Raw genomic sequence first — 19,221 nt, forward strand, 5'->3', positions numbered from 1 at the left:
GAATTGTTACGATGAGTAATTTGGATCTTTTCATATTGTTTTCCTAACGTTCACAAAGGTTATACGCCCGGCGGACGAAAATCACTCAAAATATTTCAGCGACTTTCCCAGCTTCTCGCGCAACTGCTGCCGCGCCCGGTAAATCCGCATCTCGACCGCCTTCGCAGAACAGTTCAGAATCAACGCGATTTCCGCCTGCGAACGCTCTTCATATTCTGCGAGGATGAGCGGCGCGCGTAATTCTTCCGACAACGAGGCCAACGCCTGCCGCACGGCAACAGCCCGCTCCTGGGCTTGCAACGCTTCCGCGGGTGTCGTTTGTGGCGTGGCGAGGGTATCTTTCAAACCAGCGCCCGTCTCCGCGCTTTCAGCATCGAGTGAAATGTGCGGATGCCGTGACCGCCAGCGAAGGTGGTCGCGCGCCAGGTTTGTCGCGATCGAGTAAAGCCAGGTGGAAAATTTCTGACGGGGGTTGAACTTCGCGCGGTTTTGATAAACGCGAACGAAGCTTTCCTGCGCTACGTCGGCCGCTTCGGTTTCGTTTTGCAAGGAACGGATGAGATAATGAAACAACCTTTCCGCATGACGCTGCATCAAATCATTCAGCGAAGCATCCTGACCAGCGGCCAAGCGATCCATATCGCGGGCGTCCTGCTCATCGCTGGTCGTGGCGGTCATGGGCGGGCGTCGGCGTTAGTGTTGTTCACTCATGGTGCTGTCCTGCAAGAAGGTCTTTTCCTGGACCCAGGCGAGATAACGTTTGCCCTGCTCGGGCGGCATCGTGTGGCTGACTTCAAAAAAATGCCTGAGCATTGCGCTCTCGCATTCCGCCCTCAGTTTCGCGCGTTCGGCCAGAACGTTCTCGATTTGTGGAGTCAGGTCTGCGGCCGATGCCAGCAATTTCCTGAGTTTCTCATCCTGCTCGGCAATGCGCCGGCACCGTTCCATGCAGTGTGGTCGGTAGGCCGCGTGCAACTGGGATATGCGGGCAAACTCCGCCTCGCTCAAATTGAATTCTTTTTTCAGCCAGAACAATTCCGGGGTCTGGCTGTGCAACACGCCCCGATACGGCGCGGTGCCGGCAAGATAAAAACCGCAATAAGCCACGACCGCCGCGAGAAGCCCGATCATCAACACGATCAGCGGTCGTTTCATAGACTCAGTGTGAGGAAGTCTGATAGGGGTCAATCGACTGGACATAGCGCAAGCCCAGCGTTTCGTCGAGATGCGCCGTCTCCTTGCGCACCTGCCAATAGCCGGCGCTCAACCCCAGCACCAGCAAAACGGACACGTAGGAAATGGCAAGTGCCGGTCGCGGCAAGGACGTTTCGAACCAATCCAGCAGCAGTATCCACAGCGTGGTTCTGGGTTGCGACTCCAGGCGCTCGATTCCTTGCCAGACGCGCTCCTGGAATCGTGGCGGCAAGGCTGGGGTCACGACCCAACCGTGCAATGCCTTGCGAAGCGCCTCGTCGTCGTTGTTCATTTTTGTATTCTTGGTATTCATGGCGCGAGGGGCGGCAATCGAGCCTTGCCGCCCGCGAATGTTCACACAACTGTCAAACGGTCGCCAGCCTATTTCAACGGGGCGACTTCAAATGTTTTTCCACGCAGGTCGCGCATGGGGTTCTTGCCGGCCAGGTAGGGAACTCCATGCACCAGATCCGGGTCGTTTTTCGAACTGCCCGCGATCATTGTCGGTCTCGCGGACTGTGCCTTGGCCGCCGCGCCAAGAAGCTGGCCGCGCACCAGATCGGGATCGGTGTTGATGCCTGGCACCCGGGTGATTTGATTTGCCTTGCCGCGAGGTGAGAGCAACGGTTCATCCGCTTTGGCTGCTTGCGCCAAGTTGAAGCCAACGGCCACTGCCGATACGAGTAATATTTTGTTGAAGGATTTCATATTTTTGTCTTTCCAGCGGTCTTGACCGCCCTTTGTTTACTGCTGCTCTTAATACGCCTGGGTGAGACGTATCCCTCAAAGTTTTTGAACGCGTTGGAAGATTGATGAAAGGAGCAGCCCTCCCGCGGGCAGGAGTGTTAAAGACTGCATCTGACTGGATCAAACCGTTGACTAATGCCCGACGCGCCGGTTTTCCAGAATCAACCGGCCACCCTTCGCATCGATGGTCACTCGCTCGAAGCGGGCCAGCAGACCAATGCCCAACAATCCGCTTTCACCGGCGAAGAGTTCGGTGTCATGCAGGCCCGTGGGCACCGCCTCGAACAGAGTATCGCCAAGTTGGACTGTCGTGGTAGCTTGTGTAATTTTGAGGTCAGCAAGACCAATTGAAACTTTTCCCCCAAGTTCTGCGGGGAGCGCGCCCGCCACAACCCATTGCAAGGCCGATGCGCAACCCGTGTCCAGCCGCGTCCATCGGGCCGGCGCGCCGTTGACGCGCACCATCGTTTGCAGCGAACGACGGCGGTTTTCTAACGGCAACACTTCGCCATCCGCCTTCAATTCGCCAGACTCCAACAATCGAATCTTCCGCGTCTCGAAATCAAGCTGCACAATGCGAGCTTGGAAAAAATCAGCTCCGATCAACCCATCCACGTGGCAAACACAGGCGTCCGACAATTTTTGCAGATCCACCGCCAGATATTTTTTCGGCAACACCACCTCATTGACGCGCGCGGCCAATTGCTGCGGCCAATAGCCGGTCGCCTGTGCGCTCACACCCCGAACTGCGACGCGTTCACCCAACCGGACCTTCAAACGGTGGGCCGTCTTCAGGTCGATCACGCTGACGCCTGCACCGGAATCCAACAGGAAATTGAGTGGCTCAGGTGAATTCGCAACGCTCACTCGGACCCAGATCAGACCGTCGCGAAATTCAAAGGGAAAGTCCTGGCCAGCCTGGGCCTTGAATTGGACCCCGGCGACAATCAAAAGAAACATCGCGTAACGGCAAAACCGCATCACGAGGTTCAAGCAATTGCCATACCCTGGAATTTCAAACCAGTGCGACTCGCTAAATCACAAGGCCATGCAAATTTCCCCTCTGAAACTATCCGCAATTGTATTGAGCGATTCTAGCCAGCGGGGTTAATTTTCGTCACTTCATCGCGCATTGCCTTTCCAAAAACTGTTCAAGGCAGTGTGTCCAGCTACCGTAACACTTTGAGCGATGGCTTGCGTGATGTATTGCTTGGCCCTTCTCACGGATTCGGACAGTTCGCAACCAAGCGCCAGATACCCGGCAATCGCCGCCGAGTACGTGCAGCCCGTACCGTGCAGGTGGAGGCCGCGAATGAACGTCGAGGTCAGAAGCAACTCTTGCTTTCCGTCATAATAAATGTCCACGGCTTCTCGCACCCCACCCAGATGACCGCCCTTGACCAACGCCGCGCAACCGTAACGTTTCTTGATTCCCTTCGCCGCTGCGCGCAGATCCTCGACCGACTTGATTTTCCGGCCAGTCAGAATCTCCGCTTCATCCACGTTGGGGGTCGCCAGGGTTGCCAGCGGCAGCAACTCCCGTTGCAAAATCCTCACGGCGGACGGTTTGAGCAGGCGCGCTCCGCTGGTGGCCACCATTACGGGATCAACGATCAGCGGCGGTCGGTGACCGCGTTCGAAAAATGCGACGACCACCCGGATGATTTCCGTGGAAAACAACATGCCGGTCTTGACCGCCGCCGGGCGCAGTTCCTCAAACACCTCTTCGAGCTGGCCGAGCACGATTGCCGGTTTGCAGGACTGGATGGCACGGACACCACGCGGAGTTTGCGCGGTGATGCAGGTGATGGCGCTCGCTCCGTGAACGCCCAGCGACGCGAACGTTTTCAAGTCCGCCTGAATCCCGGCCCCGCCGCCGCTGTCCGAGCCAGCGATGGTGAGCGCGCAAGAACACTTTTTTTTCATCTGGAGAACGCAAGCCCGAACATAACGGCGGCAAAACAAATTTAATTCGGCACCGTGGCGTGTTGACGTAGCCAGGCTAAATCCTGGTATGGCGAAAACGCAAAGTTAAGATGCGTGACAAATCCTGACTTGGCCATGTCGAACGTGTAAGCATCTACCCAGCGGTGCAAATCCACGTGTCCATCCGCAAAGGAGACAACTCCGGACGGGCCATGCTGCAGTGATGGGAATTGATAATACATCGAGGTCATCGCAATCCCAAACGCGGAGTGGCACAGCCAGTTCGGGGCCACGTCCACGAACAGCAAAAGCTCCGACGGTTTGGCCGCGGCGACATCTCCCGTCTTGTGGAAGTTGACGTAGTTGGTGGTCATCGAGAAATCGCCGCCGCCCTCAGGTGTTGCCCAATTCATCCAGGAGTTAAGAGCGTAGGTGCGGATGTTCGCGCTGCGGTCTGCCGGACACTTATAGACGCCACGGGCCTTGTGGTAAGATGCGAAGACCGCGTACTCAGGATTGATCAAACACTCCACGTTGTTGAAGACCGCTTGATCCGCGGCAAATGTCTTATGGGTCGAGCCAAGCACCCACAGCCTGTTGTCGCCAATGGAAGTAAAAGTGCCGTACCCGTTGGGGACCAAAACTCCGCTGCTGTCATCGGCGTAAAGTTGCCAGGTTAATCCGAGCTGCCGCAGGTTGTTCATACAGGCGACGCGGTGCGCTTTGGCCTTGGCCTGGAAAAACGCGGGCAACAGCAACGCCGCCAGAATGGCGATGATGGCAATGACCACCAGCAATTCAATCAACGTGAAGGCCGCGCGCGGTCGGCTCCGCATTTGAAACTGTCGCAGTCGCCATTCTGATGTTGAGAAGCGCATTCGTCTGGCTCGACTTTTTCCAAGAATAACATCGAAGTCACCTCGATGGAAACAGATGTTTTTGTTTTGCCTTTGCATCACGCGCGGGGACTGGTCGCGAGCCAACTTTGAACTTTGAACTTTGAACCCGGAACTTCATATTCCCGCCATGGATAAGGAAAAAGTCGCGGAAATCTTGTTGGAGATCGGCACGTTGCTCGAACTCAAGGGCGAGAATCCTTTCAAGACCCGCGCCTATTCCAATGCGGCGCGCGCGCTGGAAAGCCTCGCCGAACCACTCGCCAAAATCGTGGCCGAAGAACGCCTCAACGAAATCAAGGGCATCGGGGAAGGCATTGCCAAAAAAATCGCTGAGTTGGTCACGACCGGGAAACTGGCGTACTACGACGAGCTTAAAGCTTCCATCCCGCCCGGCTTGGTCGAAATGCTCTCGATTCCCGGGCTCGGTCCAAAAAAAATCCAGGCGTTGAATAAAAAACTCGGCGTGGACTCGGTCGAGAAACTCGAAGCCGCCTGTAAAGCCGGCCAGGTCGCCGAACTCGATGGCTTTGGCGAAAAGACGCAGACGAATCTGCTCGAAGGCATCGCCCGGCGGCGGATGTATGCGGAGAAACATCTTCTGGCCGAGGCATTGCGCGTGGCCGACCCGTTGTTGGAAAGTTTGCGTTCGCACCCTAACGTGATCCGTTGCAGCGCGGCAGGGAGTCTGCGGCGACACAAGGAAGTCATCGGCGACATTGACTTGCTCGCGTCCTCAAAAAAACCGGCGGAAGTCATTGAGTCATTCACTCGGCAACCCGGCATCATCAAAGTCACTGCGAAGGGCGACACCAAGGCGAGCGTGATTCTGGAAGGCGGCATCCAGTCGGACTTGCGCGTCGTGAGCGACAAGGAGTTTCCGTTCGCGCTGATGTATTTCACGGGCAACAAGGAACACAACATCATCATGCGCCAGCGGGCCATTGCTCGCGGACTGCGGCTCAACGAATACGGTTTGTTCAAGTCCAAGGAGGAAACGCGCGACCCAAAACTCCTCGTGTCGTGCAAGGACGAGGCGGAGATTTTCAGCAAACTCGACTTGCCATACATCGAGCCAGAGCTGCGTGAGGACCACGGCGAATTCGACGCCGCGGAGAAGGGTGAGCTACCGAAGCTCATCGAATGGACCGACCTGCGCGGCGCGTTGCACAATCACTCGACCTGGAGCGACGGCCACAATCGGACAGAGGAAATCGCGAAGTTCATGGAAAACCTCGGCCTTGAATACTGGGCCATCACCGACCATTCCAAGTCGTCGTTCCAGGCGAACGGCCTCGACGCGAAACGAGTTCGTGAGCAGCTCAAGGAAATCAAAAAGATCAACGACCGGCTCGCCGAACGCGGCAGCGACTTCCGCCTGCTCACCGGCTGCGAAGTGGACATTCTCAAGGACGGACTGGATTTCGACGACGACCTGCTCGCGGAACTGGACGTGGTCGTCGCCAGCCTCCATGTGCCGGCGAACAACGAAGCCGACAACACCAAGCGCCTGATCCGCGCCGCGCAGAACAAGTTTGTCCACATGCTCGGGCATCTGACGGGACGGCTGTTGCTGGAGCGCGAGCCGTATCCGGTGAATCAGCAGGCGGTCATCGACGCCTGCGCGGAAACCGGCACGTGGGTCGAGCTGAATTGCAATCCCTATCGCTTCGACCTGGATTGGCGGTTGTGGCCTTACGCGAAAAGCAAAGGCGTGAAGTGCGTCATTAACCCCGACGCGCACCGCAACGAACACGCGAAATTTTTGCGCCTCGGTGCCGGCATCGCGCGCAAAGGCTGGCTCACGAAGGCCGACGTGATCAACACGCTGCCGCTGGGGAAGCTTATGAAAGAGTTGAAGCGGAAACAGGCCGGGTGGAAAAAGTGATTGGACTGCGTTCGCTGGTGACGGGGGCTTGGGGGCGCCGGTTGGCGGCAAAAAAATCCTTAATCGATCCGCCGCACCCCCCCAAGCAGGAGCGCTCCCGGCCGTTTGCACGGACATTGATGATTCCGTACCAATCGCACCCAATCACCGGTGCGATAGCGGATAATCGGGCGGCCAATGCGTCCCAGCGTGGTGAGCACCAGTTCGCCGGCCTCGCCATCTTTCAGCGGTTGTTCCGTGTCGGGCTGAATCACTTCGGCGATGAATTCCGTTTCGAGCAGGTGCATCGCGCCGGTGTGCGCCAGGCACTCGCTTGCGACCGAACCCGCTTCGGTCAGGCCGTAACGATCAAAACACTGCGCGCCCCAGGTCGACTCGCTTTGTTCACGCAGAGCCGTCGCGCGCGAATTGGTCTGGCCGGGAGCGATGATTTTTCTGACGCTCATGGTTTTCAACGTGATGCCGGCTCGGCGGGCTGTGCCGGCGAGCGCGAGAATTGTCTCGGTTTTCCCAATCAGCACATCGGGATCAAATCGGCGCAGCAGTTGCAATTGTTCTTCATCACTGGCGTCACCGCCCGGAAAGCAACAGCAGCCAAGCCGGCACGCGCCTTCGAACATGATCGACGGGCCGGAGGCAGCGCCCGGCGTCAGAGCAAAAAAAATGCGCTGGCCCGGCTCAATGCCGGAAAGTAGATAGAGCCGCTGGCTGCAATCCATGACCCAGCGCCAGTTCAACGTCGTGTCCGCCCAGTAAATGGGCGCGTGCGTGGTGCCCGAGGAACGATGAATCCGTTTATAAGTGCCGGGGGGATAAGTCAGGTTGGTGCCCAGCGGCGGCGCGGCGGATTGATCGGAAACCAATTCGTCGCGCGTGGTGACAGGGAACGCAGAGAGTTGGCTGAGCGAGGAGAGCCGATGGACGGTCACGCCCGCCGCTTGCCATTTGCGGGTGTAGAATGGATTTTGCTCCCAGACCTCACTGAAAAGGCGATTCAGTTTGTCGAGCTGGAGGTGCTCGAGGTCGGGCGTTTGCATTTCATGTGTAGCGGACGCCCTGATGCGCCGGCAAATAAAAGTCCGGCAGCAACCAGTCCACCTCCAGCAGCCCTTCGCGCGTCAGCCGGACGGTGTCGCCTTCGATTTCCAGAAGGCCTTTGTTGAGCAGCGTCTCGAACTGCGGTTCCAAATGATCGACCAGATCCACGCCGAATTTGTCGCGGAAATAGCCCGCGTCCAACTGGCCGGTCTTCAAATGGAGAATCACTTCCCGGCGCAATTTTTCCTCGGGCGTCAGCCGGAGCGCGCGGCGCAGCGGCAGTTTGTCCTTTTGGAGCCACTCCGCGTAGCGTTCAAAGGTGTCGACGTTTTGATAGTGAACCCCGCGCAGATGGCCGAACGCGGTTTCGCCCAGCGCCAGCAAGTCCGCCCCGTGCCAGAAATGTTCGACGGTGTAAACGAAGCGCCAACGCTTCGGATTGCGGATCGCCATGTAACCGCTGCCGATGACGTAACCCGCCGCCTCGCACATGTGGAAGCCTTCGGCCACCATGGCGCGTTTGGCGGGCCAGGAGGGCAACGGCAGTTCCCGTCCCGACTTCAACGAGGCATAGAGGCGGGAGTTATAGGTCAGTTCCAGTTGATAAATGGTCACGCAATCCGGCATCAGTTCCAGCACCTGATCCATCGTGCGCTGCCACGTGCCTTCCGTTTCACCGGCCAACCCGGCGAGCAGGTCCACGTTGATTTCATCGAATCCCGCCTCCCGCGCCTGACGGAAAGCCCGCAGGCAATCTTCGACGCGGACATCGCGACCGCTGCGGCGTAAAATATCGTCATGGAGCGTTTGAAAGCCGAGGCTCAGGCGGGTGACGCCAAGGTCTTTCAGGGTTTGAAGTTTTTCCGGCGTCACGGTGCCCGGCTCGCATTCGAAGGTGCATTCCTCGACCGCATCCCAACGGCTGCGTTGCTGCAAGCCGCCGAGCAGCCGGCGAATCTGGTCCGACGTCGGATAAGAAGGCGAGCCGCCGCCGAAATAGACCGAACTGAAGGCGCGGTTCTGAAACGCCGGGAAATTCAGATAAAGTGAAAATTCCTTGAGCACGGAATCGATGTAAAGATTCACATCCTCCGCGCTGCGCCGGGGATAGACGCGAAAATAACAATAATGGCAGCGTTGCCGGCAAAACGGGAGGTGGACGTAAAGACCAAGCGGGCCAGGCGCAGCATCGGCTGAAAGCGCGTGAAGCAGCTTGGGAATTTCAGCCGGCTGCCAGCAGGAAAACGGCGGATAGTTGGAAATGAAGTAGTTGCCGACCTCGGTGCGGACCGGTGGCGATTCGAGAGTTGATTTCATGCTGGCAGCTTTTCGGATGATGATCAGGTGTAGCGCACTTCCTGAAATTGCGGATGGTAAAAAAGCGGCAGCAAGCGATCGACCTGCAACAATCCTTCGCCAGTCAGGAGCACGGAGGAATTGGAAAACTTGAGCAATCCCGCCGCCGCCAGCGCCTGGAGTTGCGTCCCGAAAACTTCGATGATGTCCTCGCCAAATTTGTTGCGGAAATCGGCGGCGTTAATGCTTCCGAATTTGAGTTGCAGAATGAATTCGCGCACGAACTGGTCGTGAGGGGATAGTCGATAGGCGCGTGTGAGCGGCAACGCGCCTTGTTCCACATGCGCCACGTAGGCTTCGAGGGTGACCGCGTTCTGGAAATGCACGCCGCCCAGGTAACCGAAGGAAGCCACTCCCAAACCGAGCATGTCTTCGCCCCGCCAGAGATGATCCTGATAGCGAAAACGATGGCGCACCGGGTCCTTGACGGCCGCATAGGCGTTGACCACGGTGTAGCCCGCCTGATCCAGTTTGCCGAAGGCGTAATTCAAGCGCTCCCGCTTTTCCGCCCATGAAACGACCGTCCCCGGCAGGCGGTTCGATTTCAAATCGGAATAAAGCCGCGTGTTGCAGGGAATCTCCGTCTGGTAGATGGTCACGCTGTCCGGCGACAGTCCGATCATCTGGCGGACAGAATCCTCCCACTGCGTCCGCGTCTCGCCGATCAGGCCGACCATCAAGTCCAGATTCACCCAATCAAACCCGGCCTGTTGAATCTGCGTGTAGGCGCGGCGCACATCTTCGGCGAGATGGATGCGGCCGTTCAGTTTCAACAGGGCGTTGTCGAAACTCTGCACGCCCATGCTCACCCGGGTGACGCCCAGTTCAATGAGCGCTTCCAGAAAGTCGCGGCGGACCGATCGAGGAGCGCACTCGAACGTTACTTCCTCGACGCTGTCCCAGGCAAGCGCGCTGCGTAGCCCGTTCCCCAATCGACGGACTTGGGACGATGTAAGTGTCGAAGGTGTACCGCCGCCAAAATAGACAAATGAAACCGGCCGGGTCTGCACGCCCGGCCGCCCGGCATAGAGCGCCATCTCCCGCAGGACGGCCTCGACGTATCGATCCACCACCTCGGGTTTCTGGCCGATGTAGGAAAGGTAATAACAGTAATCGCATTTCTTCTGGCAAAACGGAACGTGCACATAAATCCCCACCGGCGAACCGGACACTGCCCGATTCAATTCCTGTTCGACTTCCGAAACCTCTGCGGGACTCCACACCGAAAATGGCGGATAAGCCGCGACAAAGTAATTACCCACCACCGGTTCTTCCGCCGGAACGGGCAACGCAACCGAGGCTGTGGCTGTGGCAGTCATGCTAATGTATAAAACGTTGATACCTCAACGCGGATTCGCCCACCTTGACCGGCATCAAGGTATGATTCAATTGCGCCTGAAGCGCTTGCGTAAAATCGCGAGCAAAAGATGCAAAGCCTTTGCCAAGAAGCGTGTGGTTGCTGCTCCGCTTCGCGGGCAAACTGTCGCAAGTTATGAGAGCAACGGATCGAGTTGAGTTCAGTGGCAGCGAAAATGAATTGTGCGCGGTCTGCCCATTGAACCGCGTCAAGGCCGGCGTGGCCGTCCGCATCAAACGGCTTTGCGCTTCGCCGGAGGTCAGTCATCAGTTGCGTGAAATTGGTTTTTGCGAAGACCAGATCATCAAGTTGCTCACGAGCCAGAACAACATCATCTGCCTGGTTTGCAATGCCCGTCTCGCCATCAGTTCCCAACTCGCTCAAACCATCCTGGTCGAACCGTTGCTTCAGCCGCAGGCGGCTTGAAGCTCCGAGTGAGGCCGATGAGATTCGAGGGAAACGCTTTTCGAGTGCGTGAAATCGCCGATTTTGTTTTCCAATGCCTTCAGCCATAACGGGTGCTCGTTCAAACAGGGAATCAACTTGAGTTCCTGACCCCCGGCCTGAAGAAAAGTATCCCGACCGCGTATCCCGATTTCTTCGAGAGTTTCCAGACAGTCCGAGACGAAGGCCGGGCAGATCACGAGAATTTTCTTTGCTCCATTCTCCGCCAAACCTTGGATGACGTGATCGGTGTACGGTTTGAGCCAGGGATCACGTCCAAGGCGTGATTGAAAAGCGATCGAATATTTTTCCTTCGGCACGCGGGCTTTTTCGACGAAGGCTTTGACAGTCTTGAAACACTGCGCGCGGTAACAGGTCGCCTGCGCCGGACTGCTCACTTCGCAGCAGTTCGTCACACGCAAACAATGACCGCAGGTCGGATCGGCTTTGGTCAGATGCCGCTCCGGCAAGCCGTGAAAGCTGAACAGCAGATGATCGTAATCCCGCTTGAGATAATCCTCCGCGCTGCCGGCCAGCGCGGCGATATAATCCGGCTCGTTAAAACAAGGGGGCGTGACCTTCAGCGACATTTGCGGCGCGTGTTTCGTCATCACTTCCTTCACTCGCTCCACTGCGGTTTCAAAGCTCGACATGGCATAATGCGGGAACATCGGGATGAGCAGAAGCTCGCTCACGCCCTGCTGGTGGAGATTCCGAACGGCGCTTTCGATGGAAGGGTTCTGGTAGCGCATCGCCAGTTCGACCGGGACGCTCACGCGTCGTTGCAATTCCTGTTGAACTCTCCTGCTGGTGACGACGAGAGGTGAGCCTTCGTCCGTCCAGATTTTTCGATAGGCGTGCGCGGATGCTTTTGGACGATTGATGAGAATCATGCCGACGATGAAACGACGCAGCGGCCACGCGACATCGATCACGCGACCGTCCATCAGGAATTCATTCAAGTAACGGCGGACCGCTGGAACCGTGGGCGAATCCGGTGAACCGAGGTTGACCAACAGAACGCCTTGCTTGCTCATGCGGCCACGAGAGGCTGAAGGTTGGCGTCGGCCACCGGTTTTCCATTTGGAATCGTCGCGAAACACTTTTCGATTCGCTCCGCCGTTTGACAACCCGACACGATGGAATCTGCCAGCGAAATCCCGTCGCGATAATGGCCGGCGAGAAATAGGCCGGGCGCTTTGGCTTCAATCTCCGTCATCAGGCTCTTGAACCGGCCATAGCCAACCTCGTATTGCGGAATGGCGTGACGGAACAGGACGTGGTTGATGAACGTCGGTTTCCCGGTCACGCCCAGGATGGTGCGCAGGTCGGCGAGCGTCAGCTCCACAAGTGCATTCGTGTCCAGCGTCGCCAGTTCCGGCGCGCGCGTGCCGCCGACATAACTTGTCAACGTCACGTGCCCTTCTGGTGCTCGATTTGGAAAGAGCGTCGAGGAGAAAAGCGTTCCCAGAATCTTGAACCCTTCAACTTCGGGAATGAGCATTCCAAAACCGTCGAGCGGGTGCGCGACGTCTTCCCGCCGAAAACCCAACACCACACTGGCGACCGGCGGATAATGTATTTCAGAGAGTGGCGAGCAGTTAATGTAGCGCTCGGTCGTTAGTTGAATTTCCGGTAGTTTATAGGCCGGCCCGGCGAAAATCACCGCCGCATGTCGCTCTGATTGCTCACGGTTACTGACGCGAGTTGTCACCTCCCAGCCTTCCTCAGTCTGACGCAAGCGAATGACCGGCGAGTTGAGTTTGACGTCGTCGGCGAGACGATGGTGCAGCGCGGATGTGAGCACTTGCAGTCCGTTGTCGAACGAAATCTTCTTGGCGTTTTGCTTGGAGGTTTCAGCCCGCCGCTTTCGTTCGCGCGCGCCCAGAAACTGGCCGACGAGCAGCGAGCCGTAGCGTTGTTCCAACGCATGGAGTTTGGGGAAGGCGTGTTTAACGGAAAGATGGGCCGGGTCGCCCGCATAGACACCGGCCACAAACGGATTGATGGCGTAATCGAGAAATTCTTGACCGATCCGGCGTCGGACAAATTCCGCCAGGTTCTCCTCCTGCGATTCCTGGGCGCGTGGAATGAACGGCTCGGCTAGCAAGCGCAGTTTGGCCGCGGAGGAAAACAGTGGCGTGGTCAGAAACGCCAGCGTCGATGCCGGCAACTCAACCGGCTTGCCGTCGCGCACGATGTAGCGCTTTTCCGCGCGCGGGTCGGAGTAACGACGACGATGCTCCAGACCGAGATCGTGAATGAGCGCGCCGATTTTCGGCGACGTCTCCAGAATCGAGTTCGGCCCATATTCGGCGAGGTAGCCATCGCGGCTGATGGATTGGATGACGCCGCCGACCCGGCTGCCGGCCTCGTAAAGCATCACGGGAATGCTTTTTTGCCGAAGTTGAAAGGCCGCGGTCAGACCCGTGATGCCGCCACCGATGATGGCCACTGTTTTCATATTGTTTTGGAAAATCGTTTCTCCTGGTTGCTCGAATTGTAGGCGTCAAAGCGCATCGCGATGTTGCGAATGAACAATCGTCCGGTGTCGGTGACGACCAGACCGTCCTTGGTTTTCTGCACCAGGCCGTCCGCCTCAAAATCCGACAGCGAGTTCAGTTCGCGTTCAAAGTATCGTTGGAAATCGACACCCAGTTTCCGGGACATCGCGGCGTAGTCGAGCCCCAAATCGCACATCAACCGCATGATGGTTTGACGCCGGATTTTGTCTTCATCCGTTAGAATATAGCCTTTGGCCAGTGGACTCCGCCCTTCGTCGAGCGCGGCGTAATATTGCGGCAGTTCCTTCAGGTTCTGCCAATAGATGCCGTCCGCCTGTGAAATGGACGACAGGCCAAAGGCATAAATGTCCGCGCCGCCGCGCGTGCTGTAGCCTTGGAAATTCCGCTGCAATGTTTTCTGCCGCTGCGCCACTGCCAGTTCATCGTCCGCGCGCGCGAAGTGGTCCATGCCGATATACACGTAACCACCGGCCGTCAGCTTCTCGATGGTGAGCTTGAGCAATTGCAGTTTGACTTCGGCGCTCGGCAGGATTTTGTCTGCCAAAATCTTTTGCGCCGGTTTGATCCACGGCACGTGCGCGTAGCTGAACACGGCCAGGCGGTCAGGATTAAGCGCCAGGGTTTCGTCCAGCGTCTTTTCAAATGATGCGGCCGTTTGATGCGGCAGACCGTAAATCAGGTCGATGTTGAGCGACGTGAATCCTGCATTGCGAATCCAATCAACCACCATCTTGGTTTGCGCAAAGGGTTGAATGCGATGGACGGCTTTTTGGACGAGCGGATTGTGGTCCTGCACGCCGATGGACGCGCGGTTGAATCCAATTTCCCGCAAGGCTTGAACGTGATCGCGTGTCACGCGGCGCGGGTCGATCTCCACGCCGGCCTCTGCATCGACGGCCAGCTTAAAGTGAGTGTGGATCAGCTTGCCGAGTGCGCGAAGTTCGTCCGGGGAAAGAAACGTCGGCGTGCCACCGCCGAAATGCAATTGAACGACCTTCCGCTTTGGGTTCAGCCACGGCGACATCAGCGCGAGTTCCTTCTCGAGATAGTTCAGATAGGTCGCGCTCATGCGCCGATCAGTAGTAATGACGGTAGTGCAACCGCAGAACCAGCAGAGCGACTGGCAGAACGGGAGGTGAAAGTAAAGCGAGAGGTCGCGGTCGGTCTCGCTATTCGCGCGAATTTTTTCCAGCAATCTTTCAGCGGGCACGGTATCGGTGAACTGCGTGGCTGGCGGATAGGACGTGTAACGTGGGCCAGGCACGTTGTATTTCTGAACGAGATCCAGATTAACTTTGAGCGCGCTCATGAAAAATTTCGGACGGTGGCGACCAGGCTTTCGATGCACTCCAGCTTTGCGTTGGGCGGCACGCCGTGGCCGAGATTGAAGATGTGACCGTTGTGGCCGCGCAATGTTTCGAGGATTCGCGCCGTCTCCGCGGCCACAACGGCGGGGGTGGTGTTCAGCAAAAAGGGATCGAGGTTGCCCTGCAAGGCGATGTTCGCCGGCAGACACTTCCGCACCTCGGCCAGCGATACCGTCCAATCGACGCCGACCGCTTGCGCACCCGTCTGCGCGATGGTGTCCCAACAGCCATGCGTTCCCTTGCTGAATACGATGACGGGCACCTGGCCTTTCAATGCGGTGATGATTTGTTTGATCGAGCGGGCGGAGGCGGCTTCGTAAGCATTGGCTGCCAAAGCTCCACCGAGACTGTCGAACATCTGAATGGCGTCCACGCCAGAATCGATTTGGAGTTGCAAGAAGTCGGTGACCGCAACCGTGAGTTTCTTGATCAACCGTGAAAATAATTCCGGTTCTGAATAAAAGAGTGCTTTGGCTTTCGTGTACTCTTTGGCGCTGCCACCTTCCATCATGAAATTGGCGAGCGTCCACGGCGAGCCGGCAAAACCAAGCAGCGCGGTCCGGCTGCCGAGGGAACTTTTGATCATCGGCAACGCTTTGGCGACGTATTGCAACCGCTCGGTGACCGCCTGGGTTTCCAACCGGTCGATGTCCGCCGCCGACCGAAGCACAAATTCCATCTCGATGCCGCCTTGGTCGCGGAAGTGGTAGCCCTGGCCCAAAGCTTCCGCGACTACCAGGATGTCGCTGAACAGAATCGCGGCGTCGAAATCGAACCGGCGGATGGGTTGCAGCGTGACTTCCGCCGCCAGTTCGGGTGTTTGGACAAGTTGAAGGAAGGAATATTTTTCCTTCAGTTTGCGGTATTCCGGCAGCGCACGTCCCGCCTGACGCATCAGCCAGACCGGGGGACGATCCACGGGGCGGCAGCGGCAGGCGCTCAAAAAGCGCTGACGGCGGGTCCGTTCAATGGCCGGGTTTTTCACGGCAACAAAGCATTCTTCGCTTTGGGCTGCGACCGATTTAACCACGTTCGATTCGGTGAATTCCATACTGTTCTTGCAGAAGCATCCGTTCTTTCGCGCGAAGGAGCTAACCATTCCTTGCCTTCTTCCTCTCGGATTTTGGCAAGTCTGCTTTTGGGGAGGGGGCTGCCAAGCCAGCAATTCTCAATGGAAGCTATTCCCCGATTCATCGGTCAAGCCTGGAGCCATGGAAAACCCGACGAGTTGCGTTATCGGCTGGTTGGCCGCAATCAACGCACGAAAAGCTCTACGCAGTTGCCGCAAGAAATGTCCACTTATTAGCAACGGCTGTGTAGTGCATGAGGATTGTCTCTGTCAGATTTCAAACGAGAAAGCGGAGAAGCTGAAGCTATGGAAGCAAAGAAAAACATCGGGAATGGAAAACCAACGAAGGTTCTGAGCGGCGCAAGTCGTCGAACCTCTGCCCGGCGCGCAGCGGATGACGAGGTGATTGAGTTGGTGCCGTCCCTCCTGAAGTTGCAAACCATCCTGGTGCCGACGGATTTCTCCAAGGAATCAAAAAAGGCGCTGCTTTACGCCATCCCGTTCGCCCGACAGTTCAACGCCGGTATCATTTTGCTCCATGTGGTGCAGCCACATTACATCGGGGGTGAATTTGGGGTCGTGGATTTCCCGGTGATCGAGGCTGACCTGCAAACACGCAGCCAAAAGGAACTGGCGACCTTGGCCGCCAAAAGCGTGCGTGACCTGGTGCCGGTCAAAACCCTGGTCCGCGCCGGTTCGCCGGTGAACGAAATTGTCGAGGCCGCCAAAGAATCAAAGGCCGATCTGGTCATTCTGTCCACTCACGGGCGCACGGGCCTCAAGCACGTTCTGCTGGGCAGCGTGGCGGAGAATGTGGTGCGCCACGCTCCCTGTCCGGTGTTGATCGTTCGGGCACGTGAGCGCGAATTTGTGAATCCAGAACCAAGATTTTGAAGTGAAAAACACAGGAGGAAATATGATGGCAACTATCGAGTCCGAAACAAAAAAAAGAGCGCCGGTTAAACCTCTCCGACCGTTCAACACGGCGTTCGGCTGCCCGCGCGAGTTCCTCGACAATCAATTCGTTTACGTCGTCATTTCCCCGCGTGCCGGAGGTTTGTCCGTGGGAGTCAACATGAACCCGGACAAGAATTGCAACTTTGATTGCGGCTATTGTGAGGTGGATCGTAAGACGCCCGGGCGGAGTCAGGGATTGGACGTGGAGGTCATGGCGGCTGAATTGGTGCAGACACTGAACCGCGTCCAGCAAGGCCGCTTGCGGCAGTTGCCGCTCTATCGCAATCTGCCCGACGAATTGCTTCAGCTCCGGCACGTCGCCCTCAGTGGCGACGGCGAGCCGACACTGTGCCCCAACTTCGCCGAGGCGGTCCAAGCCGTCGTGCATGTGCGCGCCCTCGGCAGTTTTCCCTTCTTCAAGATCGTGCTCATCACCAATACCACCGGTTTGGATTTGCCCGAAGTCCGATACGGTCTGAAATTCCTCACCAAACGCGACGAGATCTGGGCCAAGCTCGATGCCGGCACACAGGCTTACATGGACAAGGTCAACAAATCTGAAATCCCTCTCGAAGTCATCCTGGCCAATATCCTGACGCTGGCGCGTGAACGCCCCGTCATCATCCAGAGCCTCTTTCCACAACTCAACGGCCAGGAGCCGCCCGAGGAGGAAATTCAGCATTACGCGCAACGGTTGTTGGAATTGAAAAACCGCGGCGCACAAATTCCGCTCGTGCAGATTTACTCCGCCACCCGACCCACTCCTCACTCCGAGTGCGGACACTTGCCGCTCAAAACCCTCTCGCGCATCGCCGCAACCGTCCGCAAAACCACAGGCTTGAAAGTCGAGGTCTTTTGATTCAAGAATGGAAGGCATGAAAATGGAAAATGCCATCCGCATCCTCGCCGGCACCATGGTTCTCATCAGCCTCAGTCTGGCCCATTGGGTCAACTCCTGGTGGTTGCTGCTGGCGGTCTTCGTCAGCGTAAACCTCATCCAATCCGCTCTCACCGGCTTCTGCCCGGCTGAAATTGTTTTGAAAAAGCTGGGTGTCGGGAGAGACGGCGCCCCGTGCTGCAAATAATCGTTGGCGTTGTTATCGGAGCGGTATTATTGACCGAGCCATGAAACTCCGATTACTGTTCCTTGCGCTTGGGGTGGCGTGGTGCGCGAACCTCCCGCTGGCGGCAGCCGAGCCGTGGACGCTCGAACGCGCCATCAGCGTGGCGCTGACGAATAATCCGGACGCCCGCATCGCGCAACATCGCATCGCCGCCGCCCGCGCCGGACTTGACGCGACTCGCGCGGCGTATTGGCCTCAGGCGCAATTTCAATCCAGCTACACCCGCACCGACAACCCCATCGGTGTTTTCGGCGCCGCCCTTAATCAACGATCGTACACTTCGTCGCTGAATTTCAACGACGTCCCCGATGCGGACAACCTCAATGTAAAGGGCCTTCTCACCGTGCCGCTTTACAACGGCGGTCGCACCAAAGCCGGGCGCGACGCGGCCAGGGCCAACACCGAAGCCGCCCGCCAAAACGCTCAAGCCGTCCGCAACACGCTCGAATTCGAAGTGGCCCGCGCTTTCCACACCGTGCTGAAAACCCGTGAGTTCGTTCGTGCCACCAAAAGTTCGGTCCACTCATTTGAAGGCAACCTCAACATTGCCAGCAACCGCTTCAATGCCAGTACGATCCTCAAAATCGAACTCCTCGATATGGAAGTGCGCCTGGCGCAAGCGCGCGAAGACCTTGTGCGCGCCCGCAACGCCAGCAATTTGGCGACGCGCTCATTGGGCAATCTGCTCGGCGTCGAGGACGCCGACTTCACGGTGGCGACCACAGCACCTGAGAGCGTCGTGCCCGACGGGAAGGATTTCTCTCAACGTTCCGAACTGGCAGCTAGTCGCGAACAACGGCGCGCAGCCGAGGCCGAAGTTCGCCGGGCGCACGGCGGCTATTTCCCGCGCCTGAACGCCTTCGGCAGTCTCGATTACGATCGCGGCTGGAAGTTCAATGGCGACGGCCACAGCTACACCGCCGGCGTCCTCGTGCAGTGGAACTTGTGGGACGGGCAGTTGACTCGCGCCAAAGTCAGCGGCGCCCGCGCGGACCTCGACACCGCGCGCGAAGATGAACGCAAGCTCCGCCTCGCGCTTGATCTCGAAGTTGAACAGGCGCGACTCAGTTTGCAAGAAGCCAGCGAACGTCTCGCGGTCACCGGCAAGTCCGTGGCTCAAGCCACCGAAAGCGCGGAACTGACGCGCGCCCGGTTTGAGCAAGGGCTGGCCATCGCGACTCAACTTATCGACTCTGAAACCGCCCTCGCCGTCGCGCGTGTCCGCCGTGCCGAAGCCGAGGCTTATCGGAGCATCGCCATCGCCGCCTTGCGAAAAGCCGTCGGCCTGTCACTACTCTCTCCGACGCAGATCAGCCGATGATATGAAGACCAA

The 19,221-nt window shown here is 57.7% G+C and carries 20 protein-coding genes; 6 read left to right on the forward strand and 14 right to left on the reverse strand.

The window, feature by feature from the left end:
* Positions 1–81 precede the first annotated feature (81 nt).
* From HY298_22285 to HY298_22315, 7 genes are all read right to left on the reverse strand, one after another.
* The gene (locus HY298_22285; GenBank protein MBI3852991.1) at positions 82–678 is read right to left on the reverse strand and encodes a sigma-70 family RNA polymerase sigma factor; all 597 of its coding nucleotides are present in this window, start codon (positions 676–678) and stop codon (positions 82–84) included.
* A gap of 15 nt (positions 679–693) precedes the next feature.
* Entirely contained in the window at positions 694–1,155 is a 462-nt protein-coding gene (locus HY298_22290; GenBank protein MBI3852992.1) for a hypothetical protein, read from the reverse strand.
* 4 nt (positions 1,156–1,159) lie between these two features.
* Positions 1,160–1,507, reverse strand: a complete 348-nt coding sequence (locus HY298_22295; protein MBI3852993.1) for a hypothetical protein — start codon at positions 1,505–1,507, stop codon at positions 1,160–1,162.
* A gap of 68 nt (positions 1,508–1,575) precedes the next feature.
* Positions 1,576–1,902, reverse strand: coding sequence for a hypothetical protein (locus HY298_22300; protein MBI3852994.1), 327 nt, complete (start codon positions 1,900–1,902; stop codon positions 1,576–1,578).
* Between the two features lie 171 nt (positions 1,903–2,073).
* Positions 2,074–2,934, reverse strand: coding sequence for a hypothetical protein (locus HY298_22305; GenBank protein MBI3852995.1), 861 nt, complete (start codon positions 2,932–2,934; stop codon positions 2,074–2,076).
* Positions 2,935–3,063: 129 nt separating this feature from the next.
* On the reverse strand, positions 3,064–3,867 hold the full coding sequence (thiD, locus tag HY298_22310) for a bifunctional hydroxymethylpyrimidine kinase/phosphomethylpyrimidine kinase (protein MBI3852996.1): 804 nt from the start codon (positions 3,865–3,867) through the stop codon (positions 3,064–3,066).
* 41 nt (positions 3,868–3,908) lie between these two features.
* A complete protein-coding gene (locus tag HY298_22315; GenBank protein MBI3852997.1) occupies positions 3,909–4,703 on the reverse strand; it encodes a prepilin-type N-terminal cleavage/methylation domain-containing protein in 795 nt (264 codons plus the stop codon).
* Positions 4,704–4,893: 190 nt separating this feature from the next.
* Between HY298_22315 and polX the strand changes: the two genes are divergently transcribed.
* Entirely contained in the window at positions 4,894–6,651 is a 1,758-nt protein-coding gene (polX, locus tag HY298_22320) for a DNA polymerase/3'-5' exonuclease PolX (GenBank protein ID MBI3852998.1), read from the forward strand.
* 59 nt (positions 6,652–6,710) lie between these two features.
* Here the strand turns inward: polX and HY298_22325 are convergent, their stop codons facing one another.
* From HY298_22325 to HY298_22335, 3 genes are read right to left on the reverse strand one after another with little or no spacing between them, the layout of a single operon-like run.
* Positions 6,711–7,688 carry a phenylacetate--CoA ligase family protein gene (locus HY298_22325; protein ID MBI3852999.1) on the reverse strand — a complete coding sequence of 326 codons (978 nt, stop codon included), beginning with the start codon at positions 7,686–7,688 and terminating at the stop codon, positions 6,711–6,713.
* 1 nt (position 7,689) lies between these two features.
* Entirely contained in the window at positions 7,690–9,006 is a 1,317-nt protein-coding gene (locus HY298_22330) for a coproporphyrinogen III oxidase family protein (protein ID MBI3853000.1), read from the reverse strand.
* A 23-nt stretch (positions 9,007–9,029) separates the two neighbouring features.
* Complete coding sequence (locus HY298_22335; protein MBI3853001.1) at positions 9,030–10,364, reverse strand: coproporphyrinogen III oxidase family protein; 1,335 nt, start codon at positions 10,362–10,364, stop codon at positions 9,030–9,032.
* Positions 10,365–10,537: 173 nt separating this feature from the next.
* Between HY298_22335 and HY298_22340 the strand changes: the two genes are divergently transcribed.
* Positions 10,538–10,828, forward strand: a complete 291-nt coding sequence (locus HY298_22340; protein ID MBI3853002.1) for a ferrous iron transport protein A — start codon at positions 10,538–10,540, stop codon at positions 10,826–10,828.
* On the opposite strand, the gene hemH is transcribed toward HY298_22340, so the two are convergent.
* The 4 genes from hemH to hemE are packed head-to-tail and all read right to left on the reverse strand — an operon-like array spanning position 10,810 to position 15,789.
* Positions 10,810–11,883 carry a ferrochelatase gene (gene hemH, locus HY298_22345; protein MBI3853003.1) on the reverse strand — a complete coding sequence of 358 codons (1,074 nt, stop codon included), beginning with the start codon at positions 11,881–11,883 and terminating at the stop codon, positions 10,810–10,812. The two genes, HY298_22340 and hemH, sit on opposite strands and share 19 nt — an antisense overlap.
* Entirely contained in the window at positions 11,880–13,310 is a 1,431-nt protein-coding gene (gene hemG / locus HY298_22350) for a protoporphyrinogen oxidase (GenBank protein MBI3853004.1), read from the reverse strand. The genes hemH and hemG overlap by 4 nt, the downstream gene beginning before the upstream one ends.
* Complete coding sequence (gene hemN / locus HY298_22355) at positions 13,307–14,680, reverse strand: oxygen-independent coproporphyrinogen III oxidase (GenBank protein ID MBI3853005.1); 1,374 nt, start codon at positions 14,678–14,680, stop codon at positions 13,307–13,309. The genes hemG and hemN overlap by 4 nt, the downstream gene beginning before the upstream one ends.
* Positions 14,677–15,789 carry a uroporphyrinogen decarboxylase gene (gene hemE / locus HY298_22360; GenBank protein ID MBI3853006.1) on the reverse strand — a complete coding sequence of 371 codons (1,113 nt, stop codon included), beginning with the start codon at positions 15,787–15,789 and terminating at the stop codon, positions 14,677–14,679. Before hemE ends, hemN begins: the two co-directional genes overlap by 4 nt.
* A 324-nt stretch (positions 15,790–16,113) precedes the next feature.
* On the opposite strand from hemE, the gene HY298_22365 reads away from it, so the two are divergent.
* From HY298_22365 to HY298_22380, 4 genes are read left to right on the forward strand one after another with little or no spacing between them, the layout of a single operon-like run.
* Positions 16,114–16,701 carry a universal stress protein gene (locus tag HY298_22365; protein ID MBI3853007.1) on the forward strand — a complete coding sequence of 196 codons (588 nt, stop codon included), beginning with the start codon at positions 16,114–16,116 and terminating at the stop codon, positions 16,699–16,701.
* Positions 16,702–16,723: 22 nt separating this feature from the next.
* Positions 16,724–17,623: a radical SAM protein gene (locus HY298_22370; protein ID MBI3853008.1), complete on the forward strand. Its 900-nt coding sequence runs from the start codon at positions 16,724–16,726 to the stop codon at positions 17,621–17,623.
* A 16-nt stretch (positions 17,624–17,639) separates the two neighbouring features.
* Positions 17,640–17,849, forward strand: a complete 210-nt coding sequence (locus HY298_22375) for a DUF2892 domain-containing protein (GenBank protein ID MBI3853009.1) — start codon at positions 17,640–17,642, stop codon at positions 17,847–17,849.
* A 40-nt stretch (positions 17,850–17,889) separates the two neighbouring features.
* Positions 17,890–19,209: a TolC family protein gene (locus HY298_22380; protein ID MBI3853010.1), complete on the forward strand. Its 1,320-nt coding sequence runs from the start codon at positions 17,890–17,892 to the stop codon at positions 19,207–19,209.
* The last annotated feature ends 12 nt before the right edge of the window (positions 19,210–19,221 follow it).

Source organism: Verrucomicrobiota bacterium, assembly GCA_016200005.1.
Classification (GTDB): domain Bacteria; phylum Verrucomicrobiota; class Verrucomicrobiia; order Limisphaerales; family PALSA-1396; genus PALSA-1396.